At 51.5% G+C, this 11985-nt stretch carries 13 protein-coding genes; 6 read left to right on the top strand and 7 right to left on the bottom strand.

Annotated features, from left to right (window positions below):
* Positions 1 to 67: 67 nt before the first annotated feature.
* A complete protein-coding gene (locus tag Q397_RS0116725; protein ID WP_028880389.1) occupies positions 68 to 379 on the top strand; it encodes a rhodanese-like domain-containing protein in 312 nt (103 codons plus the stop codon).
* Here the strand turns inward: Q397_RS0116725 and Q397_RS0116730 are convergent.
* Genes Q397_RS0116730 through Q397_RS0116740 form a run of 3 tightly spaced genes read right to left on the bottom strand, consistent with a single transcriptional unit; the run spans position 376 to position 2222 of the window.
* Positions 376 to 1398, bottom strand: a complete 1023-nt coding sequence (locus Q397_RS0116730; protein WP_028880390.1) for a threonine aldolase family protein — start codon at positions 1396 to 1398, stop codon at positions 376 to 378. The genes Q397_RS0116725 and Q397_RS0116730 overlap by 4 nt on opposite strands.
* A gap of 27 nt (positions 1399 to 1425) precedes the next feature.
* Positions 1426 to 1815: a M67 family metallopeptidase gene (locus tag Q397_RS0116735; protein WP_028880391.1), complete on the bottom strand. Its 390-nt coding sequence runs from the start codon at positions 1813 to 1815 to the stop codon at positions 1426 to 1428.
* On the bottom strand, positions 1812 to 2222 hold the full coding sequence (locus Q397_RS0116740; protein WP_156950759.1) for a hypothetical protein: 411 nt from the start codon (positions 2220 to 2222) through the stop codon (positions 1812 to 1814). Before Q397_RS0116740 ends, Q397_RS0116735 begins: the two co-directional genes overlap by 4 nt.
* Before the next feature lie 33 nt (positions 2223 to 2255).
* Between Q397_RS0116740 and Q397_RS0116745 the strand changes: the two genes are divergently transcribed.
* On the top strand, positions 2256 to 3221 hold the full coding sequence (locus tag Q397_RS0116745; protein WP_028880393.1) for an RluA family pseudouridine synthase: 966 nt from the start codon (positions 2256 to 2258) through the stop codon (positions 3219 to 3221).
* A 126-nt stretch (positions 3222 to 3347) separates the two neighbouring features.
* Complete coding sequence (rpoH, locus tag Q397_RS0116750; RefSeq protein ID WP_028880394.1) at positions 3348 to 4253, top strand: RNA polymerase sigma factor RpoH; 906 nt, start codon at positions 3348 to 3350, stop codon at positions 4251 to 4253.
* A gap of 46 nt (positions 4254 to 4299) precedes the next feature.
* On the opposite strand, the gene Q397_RS23120 is transcribed toward rpoH, so the two are convergent.
* The 4 genes from Q397_RS23120 to Q397_RS0116770 all read right to left on the bottom strand — a co-directional run bounded on the left by Q397_RS23120 (position 4300) and on the right by Q397_RS0116770 (position 9556).
* Positions 4300 to 4878, bottom strand: coding sequence for an acyl-CoA synthetase (locus Q397_RS23120; RefSeq protein ID WP_156950760.1), 579 nt, complete (start codon positions 4876 to 4878; stop codon positions 4300 to 4302).
* A gap of 9 nt (positions 4879 to 4887) precedes the next feature.
* Entirely contained in the window at positions 4888 to 6921 is a 2034-nt protein-coding gene (locus tag Q397_RS23125; protein WP_051610234.1) for a protein kinase family protein, read from the bottom strand.
* Positions 6922 to 7099: 178 nt separating this feature from the next.
* Positions 7100 to 8392, bottom strand: coding sequence for an adenylosuccinate synthase (locus Q397_RS0116765; RefSeq protein ID WP_028880395.1), 1293 nt, complete (start codon positions 8390 to 8392; stop codon positions 7100 to 7102).
* 36 nt (positions 8393 to 8428) lie between these two features.
* Positions 8429 to 9556, bottom strand: coding sequence for an ATP phosphoribosyltransferase regulatory subunit (locus Q397_RS0116770; protein WP_028880396.1), 1128 nt, complete (start codon positions 9554 to 9556; stop codon positions 8429 to 8431).
* A 362-nt stretch (positions 9557 to 9918) separates the two neighbouring features.
* On the opposite strand from Q397_RS0116770, the gene Q397_RS0116775 reads away from it, so the two are divergent.
* The 3 genes from Q397_RS0116775 to Q397_RS0116785 all read left to right on the top strand — a co-directional run.
* Positions 9919 to 10917, top strand: a complete 999-nt coding sequence (locus Q397_RS0116775) for an NAD(P)H-quinone oxidoreductase (RefSeq protein ID WP_028880397.1) — start codon at positions 9919 to 9921, stop codon at positions 10915 to 10917.
* Between the two features lie 117 nt (positions 10918 to 11034).
* The gene (locus Q397_RS0116780) at positions 11035 to 11622 is read left to right on the top strand and encodes a DUF1013 domain-containing protein (RefSeq protein WP_028880398.1); all 588 of its coding nucleotides are present in this window, start codon (positions 11035 to 11037) and stop codon (positions 11620 to 11622) included.
* 105 nt (positions 11623 to 11727) lie between these two features.
* Positions 11728 to 11985: transposase (locus tag Q397_RS0116785; protein WP_028880399.1), on the top strand; the 258-nt coding region annotated here is incomplete at its 3' end.

Raw genomic sequence — 11985 nt, forward strand, 5'->3', positions numbered from 1 at the left:
AAGCAGCTGTTGATTTTGGGCGCTCATAAGTTATATCTACGCGGTAACCTTTTATCGGAGATCATTTATGAGCGACCTACCTTTTGAAATCGGCGTCGAAACCTTGCAAAAATATCGCGAGACTGGTGTGGATCACATCGTCCTTGATGTGCGCGAACCGGCGGAGATTGCGTCGCATGCCTATGAAGGCGCGCTTGAAATCCCGATGAACGAAATTCCGCAAAGCCTGACAGAAATCCCCGACGACAAAACAGTTGTTGTCCTGTGCCATATTGGCGGGCGATCCATGCAGGTCACAGGTTGGCTGCGTCAACAAGGCTATGACAACATCACCAACCTGCGCGGTGGCATTGAAGCTTGGGCGGCGCTTAACCGTTAAAGACGGGCGGTGTTGATGAACCCGTCAACATCGCTTTCTTTTGTATTAAAGGCGGTGACGAGCCGGATTAAAGGCGACGTTGGGTCTTGCCAACGATAGAACCCGTATCCGGCCTTTTCCAGTCTCTCCAGACTTTCTTGGGGCAAGCTGATGAAAATTTCGTTGGCTTCCACCGGATAATAAAGTTCGCTGCCGGGGATAGAGTCCAGACCTTCTTTCAGTTTTTGGGCCATTGCATTGGCGTGAAGGGCATTTTTCAGCCACAGGTCATTGCTTAAAAAGGCATCCCATTGGGCGGCAAGGTAGCGCATTTTTGAAAACAGATGGCCGCCGCGTTTGCGCTTAAAGCTGACATCCTTTGCCAAGGCGGTGTTGAAAAAGATAATGGCTTCCGCAGACATGGCCCCATTTTTGGTGGCCCCGAAACTTAAGACATCAACGCCGGCCTTCCAGGTCATTTCGGCGGGGCTGCAGCCGATGGTGCAAAGCGCGTTGGTAAAGCGCGCTCCATCCATATGAAGGTGCAGGTTATATTCCTTGGCGACATCCCCGATCTGATGAATTTCCCCCAGACCATAGATGGTTCCGGCCTCGCTTGCTTGTGAGATACTAATCGCAGCGGGTTGCGTGTGATGAACGGCAAAGGAGGTTGCGGCAAGGGCGGAGTCTAGTTCCCCTGCATGCAGTTTGCCATTGGCACCGGGCAGGGTGACGAGTTTCGCCCCGCCTGTAAAAAATTCTGGCGCGCCACATTCATCGCAATTGATGTGGGAGTCACGATGGCAATAGATGCTGCCGTGGGGCGGGCTGAGGGCCGCCAAGGCAATAGCGTTTGCGGCGGTGCCTGTCGGGACCAGCAGTACGTGGGTTTCACAGTCAAACAGGTCGTTGAAGCGGTTTTGAACTTTCTCTGTCAGGGCATCGTTGCCGTAAGGCATGGCGCACTCTTCGTTCGCTGCACACAGGGCTTCAAGTATTTCTGGCGAGACACCGGCTGTGTTGTCGCTGGCAAAGTTCATGGTAGCCACTCCTATCAGGTTGTTTTGTTATAGCTTAACCTGAATAGGAATCTCTTCAAAGTCCTGTTTTGCCTCAAAAAATCGAAAAGCTTTAACCTCGTCCAACGTGGCGATGACCCAGATCAGCTCTGGCTCATAGACCATAGCTTTGTCGGTGTCGGACGGGTAGGGTACGCCGTTGGGGTGAGAATGGTAAAACCCCATCATGCTGCGCTCCCCGGTTTCGCGGATCAGTTTAAAGCGCACGCGGGCGTCAATTTCAAAGCTGTTGGTTTTATCCCCGTTTGAAACATTGTCTGACGGCAGGAGACGTTCGACAACATCGTCCTGCCCGACAATCAGGCCGCAGCATTCTTCGGGGTGGGCCTGTCTGGCGTGGGCCAGTATAAAGTCTATCTGTTCTTGTCGAAAGATCATTGCGCGGGATGAAGTGACAGACCGCCCAGTTTCGCACCAGTGTTGATATCCAGTATCATCAGCTTATTGATGCCCGCGTCGTTGATCAGGCGCAGGACCAGACGCTGCGAATCCAAGTCGGTTTCAACAACTTTGTAGCCTTGCGGGATTTCCAGACGCATATCGCCAAATGCTTTGACGGGGGCCGGGGCAGCCACGTTGGTTTGCGGCTGGCTGGATTTATTGCCAACAAGCGGAACTTCCACATCTTTTATGGCTTCTTCGATGCCGGGTGCGTTCTTTGAGAGGTCAAAAAATTTAAAATCGGGGTTGTCAGCTTTCTGTATAAGGCCGTAAACCAAAGCGACTAATCCTAATACGATTAACAGGCCCATGCCGATGACGATAGAAACGAGTACAGTTCTCATCTTTTAACTCTTGCTTTGGTTTAAATATATCCGATGACCGATCAATATACAGTCACTGCTCAGGACCGGGATAATGGTGTCCGTCTTGATAAGCTACTTTCCAAGGGAGACAGCGGTTTATCGCGTTCTCGCCTGAAAGCCCTTATCGAAGAAGGATGCGTCTCCCAATCCGGCGAGACAATAACGGACGCTTCGTTCAGGGTCAAACCCGGACAGGTGTTTTCTGTCGATATTCCTGAAGCCAGAGAATATGAGCCAAAAGCCGAAAATATCCCGCTGGAGGTCGTTTATGAAGATGATGACCTGCTGGTTCTGAACAAACCGGCGGGTATGGTTGTCCATCCGGCCGCGGGCAACTATGACGGAACCCTTGTAAACGCTTTGCTTTATCACTGTGGGGATAGTCTGTCGGGGATCGGCGGGGTTAAGCGGCCAGGGATCGTACATCGTCTGGATAAGGAAACCAGCGGTCTGATGGTGGTTGCCAAAAACGATATTGCGCACGTTTCCCTGTCGGAACAGTTCGCCGCCCATAGTCTGGAGCGGGCGTATCTGGCGGTGGTCTGGGGTGTGCCGGACCCGAAAATGGGACGGATTGAAGGCAATATTGGCAGAAGTCCCTCGAATCGTAAGAAAATGGCGGTTGTCGGCAGGGGAGGGAAAACGGCTTTCACCAATTATAAATTGATACAGAATGTGGGGTATTACGCCTCATTAGTTGAATGTCGCCTTGAAACGGGCCGAACACACCAAATTCGTGTCCATATGTCGACCAAGGGAAATACTGTAGTTGGGGATGCCCTTTATGGACGTACACCACCGCGTTTGTTGCGCGCGCTAAATGACGTGCAAAAGCAGGCATTTAACGGCTTTAAGAGGCATGGTTTACATGCATATATCCTAGGGTTTTTGCACCCGCGAACAGGCGAAGAAATGTATTTTGAAAACGAATTACCTTCTGAAATCAATGAGTTGTGTGAATTTCTGAAAAAAGTTTAGAAAGTATTATGCCTGAGGGAAATAGTTGGTTACTATAAAGGTGAGGGGATTAAATACTAGGAGGGCACCCATGACGAATAGTTGAATAACTATTCGTGTAACCCAGATCCGATAGGGGGATGGCACATGGCTAGCAGTACCTTAGGCTTAACATTCACACCGGAACAAAACTTATCCCGGTACCTGAGTGAAATACGAAAGTTCCCGATGCTGAGCGTCGAGGAAGAATATAGTCTCGCAGTAAATTGGCGCGAACGTGAAGATCATGACGCAGCGCATAAGCTTGTTACAAGTCACCTGCGACTGGTTGCAAAGATCGCGATGGGATATCGCGGTTATGGTTTACCGGTCGGGGAGCTGATTTCCGAAGGTAATATCGGCATGATGCAGGCTGTAAAACGGTTTGACCCTGAACGTGGGTTCAGGCTGGCAACTTATGCGATGTGGTGGATCCGCGCTTCCATTCAGGAATATATCTTACACTCTTGGTCGTTGGTCAAAATGGGGACCACGGCTGCCCAGAAAAAATTGTTCTTCAACCTGCGCAAACTCAAAGGCCAGATGAAGGCGATTGAAGAAGGCGACTTGCATCCTGAGCATGTCCGCAAAATCGCTGAAAAACTGAACGTGCCGGAAGATGAGGTCATTCAGATGAACCGACGTCTGTCCAGCAACGATCACAGTCTCAATTCCCCCCTGCGCATGGACGGGGAAGGTGAATGGATCGACTGGTTGGTCGATGAACGCCGCGATCAGGAAAAAGAACTGGCCCATCGTGAAGAGATGGATAACCGTCGGGTCATGATGGAAAGTGGTTTAAAAACCCTGAATGAGCGGGAACGCCACATCCTTGTAGAGCGTCGCCTAAAAGACAACCCATCGACGCTTGAAGATTTGTCACAGGAATATGGTGTCTCGCGCGAACGTATTCGTCAGATTGAAGTCCGTGCATTTGAAAAACTGCAAAAATCTATGAAAAATGCACTGATGGAACAACGCATGAAAGAGCGCGAAATGCGAGATAACTTCTGATGATTTTGATATCTCTAAACTAAAAAGGCACTTTGGGGTGCCTTTTTTATTTGCGTGATTTCGCAGCCCCCGGGGCTTTTGGTTCACCGGACGGGGCTGCGGGTTCTTCATCCATATCGTGGGGAACACTGGCAGACTCGCCGGTGACTTCTTCCCCCCATTCGGCCAGCAGCTTCTTTTGTCGGGCGCGCAGGATGGCCACCCGTCGCTGTGCGATAAAGGTCATGGCTGTGGTCACAATCGGCGGCGTGATGATGTAGAAAATCCATCCCAGCGCTGCACAGCCGTACATGGTGAACAGGGAAAATACATCCGTTAGACTATCCACCGCCATGGACATGCTGTTACTGCCCATCCATAAATCCAGCAGAAAGGGAAAGACACCGGCAAAGTTCATGGCCAGCACGCTGTAAAAAGCAAAGCGTTGGGCGCTGCGGTCAATCAGCAAGGCCACAAAGGTCGGCAGCATACCAAAGACCACCAGAACCAGCGACGCCATAGAAACCAATAACAGGATCATGGCCGCAAATAAGGCGATAAAACCGAGCAGCATCAAGCCTCCGCTGGCGCCAACGGGTTTCTTTTTTACAATAACAGGTCTGGGTCTTGGTCTTGGTTTGGCCATGCTACATTCCTACCACAATGTACCGATAAAGGTAACGGTGATGATCAGCAGGGAAATGACAATAGAGGTCATGGCAGCTGCCTGTTGTCCGATGCGGGTCGAGTTTTTTTGTAAAGCGCTAGAGCCGCTTTCGATGTCTTTAATCTCGTTTTCCGCATCTTGAAACTCTTTGCTGGCTTCGTCAAAATCCATCTGGTCTTGGGCGCGTTGTTCTGCGTTATCCAGCAAGTTAAACAGGTCAGCCAAATTGCCTTTACGGATCAGTTTGGGAACTTCTTTTTCCAGCTCTTCCCGGATGGATTTGCTGTGAAAGGCTTTGATGGCCGGTCCCATATGGGCGCCGACCCAACTGGTGAAGCCCAGCAAGTTCCCGGACTTGGTGCGCCATTGTACCAATGCAAGCAGGCTCAACATGCCAAGGGTGGCAATTTCCACACGTTCATCCCCGACGGCCTTGACGTGGGGATCGATGTTCTGGTTGAGGCGCGCGGCGATGAAAGCCACGATATGACGGTCTATCGGGCGTGTTGTCTTGTCGATTTTTGCCGACACACGTTCAAGGGCAGGCATCAGCTCTTTGATTGTTGTGACATACTCTTCGACAAGGATCGGGCTTTGACAGGCCAGCGTCGGGTTGGTTTCGTAGAGGCATCGTTCCACGCCATAGCCGATTTTGCGATCCTGTGTAAAGTCGAGCAGCTGATCGAAGTTCTTTTCAAGGGCGACATAGACGGGGTTATAGGTATCTTGCGCATCAAACCAGGCACGCGGCAAGCCCCGCGAGATGACCTCAACAGGGGTGTTGGCGTTACCTTTTTGCAGGACGCTGTTGGCAAAGGCTGTACCGAATCCGTCGGGCATAAACCAGCAGTCTTTATATCTGACCGGCAGGGAGGGATCGAGGATGGTGCTGATCCTCGCTGCCATGATATCTTTATCACCGCCTTGTGTTTGTGCCATATGGATGGCGTTGGAGGCGGCGGAGGACATGTCAGAATTTTCGAGGTCACGTTTTAACCATGTTTCCAACAGATTGTCTTTGACCAGTTTTTCAACATGGCTGGGCATGCGCGAAACGGCGAGGGACAGTGTTTTGGTGTTAAAGTGGTCCCGTCCTGCATATTCAATCGGACGCTTGGCTTTTGGGGCGGCTTTCTTCTGCATCGGTGTCAGGCGTCGCCCGTTGATCCAAAGGTCAAGCTGCTCCAGCCCCCAGCGTTCGTGTTCGTCATCGGATAACATGCCGCGCAAGGCTTCCAGCATGTTGACGGGGACGGGTTCCTGTCCGATCAGGGTCGCGTAGGACCCGTCGAGCATCTTGGAAAACAGGATATCATCATCTGTTCGAAAATGCGGGACTGGATTGCCGCCAACAAGGGCAAACAAGGTGGTGACGCCAAGTGCGTACATATCATCAGAGACATCGCCCGCGCCGCGTCCTGATGGTGGGGCGGTGCCGCGCTCGACGGTTTCAAATAGAGTGGGTTGATCGTAACCGGGCGGTACGGTCGTGCAGTCCCCCAATACAAGACGATCGTTTGATCCATCCATAAAGTAAAGGTTGGATGGGCGAATTTGTCGGTGGGACACGCCGCGTGTTGCAAATTCCTGAAGGCCGTGGCAAATCGGTTCAATGATCTTGCGCACCATTTCGTGCTGGTTGATCTTGCCAAGGTGGTCCAGTAAGCGGCCGCCGGCCGGACGTTCGTAGATCACAGCAACGGTGCGTTGGTTCATGAGGGGCCAATGAACGACACCCCAGTCTACCAAAGGCATGGCCCCGCGAATATTCGCCCCTTTCAGGACATCCATCACCCCTGTACGCGCCCCCAGATAGGGCGGGGCGATCAAGGCAAAGAGCTTGCGTTCGGTATTGCGTTTATCTTCGGCGTGATAGGCCTTGGCGGAAGGAGTGCTAAGCTCAGGGAGTGGCTGGCCCGGAAAGATCTGGAAACGGTCCAACATCGCAGGCGGCATCGCTTTCTGTTTTTCCTGTGCTTGCTGTTGGGCCGCCTGTGCTTGCCCTTGATCCTGCTCGGCCATTTATGCCCTACGATTGCCTAAGTTTTTTAAATCTGTCTTTGTACGATTTGCACACTGGTGACGATAGTATATCGAATTGGACAATAATCATATAAAACAATGATTAAAAGGAAATGAATATCAATAAAAAACCCCTTACCGTTAAGTAAGGGGTTTTTCAGTCGTTCTTGTGAAACGATTAGCCTTTGAACGGGTCTGTCACCAAGATTGTGTCGTCACGTTCCGGGCTGGTTGAACAAACGGCAACCGGTGTTTCGATCAGTTCTTCAATACGTTTAATGTATTTGACGCAAGTTGCCGGAAGATCAGCCCAAGTCCGTGCGCCTTCGGTGCTTTCGGACCAGCCTCCCATCACTTCGTAAATCGGTGTTACACGTTCTTGCTCAGCCGGGTTTGACGGCAGGTGTTTGATGATTTTGCCATCGAGTTCGTAGCCCGTGCAGATTTTCAGCTCGTCCATCCCGTCAAGGACGTCAAGTTTCATCAGGGCGATCCCTGTGATGCCGTTCACTTTAACGGCTTGGCGTACCAAGACAGCGTCAAACCAGCCGCAACGGCGCTCACGCCCTGTGACCGTGCCAAACTCGTGTCCGCGCTCACCCAGGCCACGACCAATTTCGTCAAACAGTTCTGTCGGGAAAGGACCGGAACCAACACGTGTGGTGTAGGCTTTGGTAATCCCCAGAATGTAGGAAAGTGCGCCCGGCCCCATACCAGAACCCGCAGAAGCCTGACCGGCAACTGTGTTGGAGGAGGTCACGAACGGGACTGTCCCATGGTCGATATCCAGCAGAGTGCCTTGTGCGCCTTCAAACAGGATACGTTCGCCACGTGCTGTGGCGTCGTCCAGCAATTGCCAAACAATTTGGGAATAAGGTATCAGTTGCGGTGCCATTTCAAGCAATGGTGTGAGAATTTCTTCTACACTCCATTCTTTTTTGCCAAGACCACGCAGGATCGCATTGTGGTGTTCCAGCAGTTTTTCAACTTTCGCACCCAAAGTTTCCGGGTCGGCCAGATCACCGAAGCGGATTGCACGACGCCCGACTTTGTCTTCGTAAGCCGGACCGATGCCGCGACCTGTGGTGCCGATTTTGGCTTTGCCCAAGGCTTCTTCGCGCACTTGATCAAGTAGCTGGTGAACAGGCAGGATCAGGCAAGCATTTTCAGCGATTGCGAGGGTTTGTGGGTTGATTTCAACGCCTTGGCCACGGATGGTGTCCATTTCTCTAAGCAGGGCAGCCGGGTCGATAACAACACCGTTGCCGATCACTGACAGCTTGCCGCCCCGAACGATCCCGGAAGGCAGAAGGCTGAGTTTGTATTTCACACCGTCGATAACAAGCGTATGACCGGCGTTATGACCGCCTTGGAAGCGCACGACCACATCGGCACGTTCCGAGAGCCAGTCTACGATCTTGCCTTTGCCTTCGTCCCCCCATTGGGAACCGACTACAACTACGTTTGTCATTGCTAAAATCTCCATACTGGTCGCAGGTTTTCAAACCTAGAGCGACACAATGTTTCCGTCTTTGAAAATATGGCTACAGCCCAGTCTGGCTGCTTCGCCAGCCGGGTCTTTTGATTGTTCGAGGGCGTTCACACAGACGTGACCTTTTTGACGCAGGTCCGTAATCTGTTGAACATCGGTTCCAAACGGAACGAAAATCTTGTCTTTTGCCGTCGGTGCGGGCAAGGCGCGCATCAGACTGTCGATATAGAAGGTAAAGCCGCTGGCCGTCTCGCCTGATCCGGCGATGTAACGGCCACCGCGTCCAAGTTCGCCGCGCGCGCCTTTGGCGTAAAATGTATAAGTCACGCCACTGTGATATTCATAACCGCGGTTTTCAACAGCATCGATGGTGATGTTGAGGTCCGGGGCCTGTGCGCTGACTTGGTCAAAGACACTCATCAGGGCTGTACGCAGATCGTCTGCTTCCCCCTTCAGATCGAGCTTTTTCAACGCTTCAATCGCGGGTTTGGCGGGTCCGGCGCTATCCAGCAGCTTGGCAAACAGGTCTGCTTCTTTACCACCCAAGGCTTTTACGCTTGCCGCATCCTTGCGATCAAGGGCCGTACGCAGTTCTTCTTGAGTGTCAGAATCGATGTTCATGCTTTCGCACAGGGCCGGGACCAGACGGGGCAGGCCGAGATCAACGCTTAGACGTTCCGCACCGGCTTTGGTCAAAGCATCCATGGCAAGCAAAATCACTTCGCAATCACCGGCGTGGCTGTCGGCGCCGATCAGTTCGACACCCGCTTGGGCAAACTGACGTTCGGGACGTAATTGTGACCCTTTGACGCGCAAAACCTGACCTGTGTAGCTTAAACGCAATGGGCGCGGTTCTTTGACAAGGCGGGTTGTGGCGATGCGTTCCACCTGAACGGTCATGTCCGGTCGAATGCCCAGCATGCGTTGGGACATGGGGTCCATGACGCGGAAGGTCTGGCCCGCAATCGCGGCACCGCTGCCTTGCAGCAGGTTGTCTTCAAATTCGATGAGGGGTGGTTTTACCCGATCGTAGCCATAAGTGGCGAAACTGGACATGAGATGGTCTACAACCGAAGCCTCATATTCAGCATCAATCGGTAATACATCTTCAAGGCCTGTTGGCAGTAACGCTCTGTCAGTCATTAAATCCATCCGCTTATGGCGTGCGAGTAAAAAATCCAAACGCGGCTTTCTAGCCGGAATCCCCTTCAACGGCAAATGATAAAATAGAATCTGTCTGATTTTTTGGGTTTGTATCGTTTTATCGGCAGCAGGAGGCCTGAAATAATTATGGGCTGTCGCATTTTGTAAGCGACAGCCCTTATTATTGTGGCCTCAACCTGTCAAACTTGCCTTTTGTGTCGGCAAGTGCACTGTATTCGTGCAATGGCCCCTAGGTCAAGGCTAAAAAGTTGCTGCAATGCAGCAAAAATGACATTTGTCAATTTGTATTAAAGTCTTTAGAAAACACAGATATATGAAATCAAAAGGATAGAGGCAGCCGCATGACAGATGAGGCAATGAAGTGTGTTGAAATCAGCGAAGCCGGGGGGCCTGACGTGCTTAAAGTCGCGACGCGCCCGTGCCCTGAACTGGCTTCTGGCGAGGTGATGATCAAGGTGCATGCGGCGGGGGTAAATCGACCCGATGTCATTCAACGCAAAGGCTTATATCCGCCACCGCCAGGGGCATCCGACCTGCCGGGGCTGGAAGTTGCCGGCGTGATTGTGGCCCTGTCTGAGGGAGTGACGGGACTTGCGATTGGGGACCGTGTATGCGCCCTGACAAACGGCGGCGGCTATGCTGAATATTGCAACGTACCGGCAGAACAGTGCCTGACGATTCCGGCTTCTCTTTCCATGGCAGAAGCAGCTGCCGTGCCGGAAACATTTTTTACCGTCTGGTTTAACCTTTTTTTACAAGGTGGGTTAAAAGCGGGACAAACTTTGTTGGTGCATGGGGGGTCAAGTGGGATCGGGACGACCGCGATTCAGGTGGCATCGCAACTGGGGGCAACTGTTTACACGACCGCGGGTAATCAGGAAAAATGCCAAGCCTGTCTCGATTTAGGGGCGACGGCTGCTTTTAATTATAAAGAGACAGACTTTGTCACGGACGTGAAGGAAGCCACGGAAGGTAAAGGCGTTGATATGATTTTGGATATGGTGGGCGGTGATTATATCGCACGCAATATCAAATGTTTGGCGCGTAAAGGTCGCCTGATCAATATCGCATATTTACAAGGCAGCACTGCGGAAGTGAATTTTATGACGGTGATGATGAAGCAATTGACCATCACCGGGTCGACCCTGCGTCAGCAACCTTTGGCGATTAAGGCCGAGATTGCCCGTCAATTAAAAGAGACAGTCTGGCCTTTATTGGAAAGTGGTGCGCTGAAACCTGTCCTTTTCAAGACTTTTGGTATGGAGGAGGCTCCCGCAGCACATGAATTGATGGAGAGCAGTGCACATATCGGTAAAATTGTTCTAAATGTTGAAAGTTAAGCGTGTGAATTGCGAAGGTGTTTGACCTGAGCGAAAAACGGACTATATAGTAAGGAAAATGGGTCGATTGTGATCGATCAGGTTCTATTCATAAATTCTAGCATAAGGATCAACAAGATGGCGCTGCCTCTTATGCCAAAGGCGACGGCCGTTTGGCTTGTCGAAAATACGGCACTGAGCTTTATTCAAATCGCCGATTTCTGTGGTTTGCACGAGCTTGAAATTCAAGCGATTGCGGACGGTGATGTCGGTATGGGGATGCAGGGGCTCAGCCCGCTTGCAAACGGTCAGCTCACACAACAAGAGCTGGATCGTTGCGCTGCAGACCCGAAAGCGCGCCTGAAACTGGCTAAGTCTACCAACCCTGTGCCTACAGCGCGCGGCAAAGGCGCACGTTATACGCCTGTGTCAAAACGTCAGGATCGTCCGGACGGGATCGCTTGGTTGTTGAAAAATCACCCGGAATTGCAAGACGTGCAGATTGCGAAACTATTGGGGACAACAAAACCGACCATTAAAGCGATTCGCGATAAAACGCACTGGAATTCTGCTAACATTACAGCACGCAACCCAGTCACACTGGGATTGTGTACAGAAGCTGATCTGGAAAAGCTGGCGGTTATTGCACGTGGTCGTGCAAAGAAGCTGGAAAAGGCTGAAGATAGAGCTGCAGAAGCTTTGTTGTCAGATAGCAGCGAAGACTGATTTATCCCGATAGCGGATACGAAAAAGGCGCTTTCTGTTAAAGAGAGCGCCTCAGATTGCTGACAAAGGTCTCGCCTTGGCGAGGCCTTTGTGATTCAATGAGGAATGCTTAAAAAACGCGGTCCTCAACAAACGGAACTTGAGATGGTCAGTCTGGATAGTCTGGTTCCGTCCAACCATCTTTTGCGCAAAATTGATGCGCATATTGATTTCAGTTTCATTCACGACAAAGTGGCGCCTTTATATTGCGCCGATAATGGTCGACCTCCGCTTGATCCGACTATGTTGTTTAAGGCTTTACTGGTCGGTTATCTCTTTGGCATTCGCTCCGAGCGTCAGTTGGTGCGCGAGATTGAGGTCAAT

This window comes from Terasakiella pusilla DSM 6293 (assembly GCF_000688235.1).
Classification (GTDB): Bacteria; Pseudomonadota; Alphaproteobacteria; order Rhodospirillales; family Terasakiellaceae; genus Terasakiella; species Terasakiella pusilla.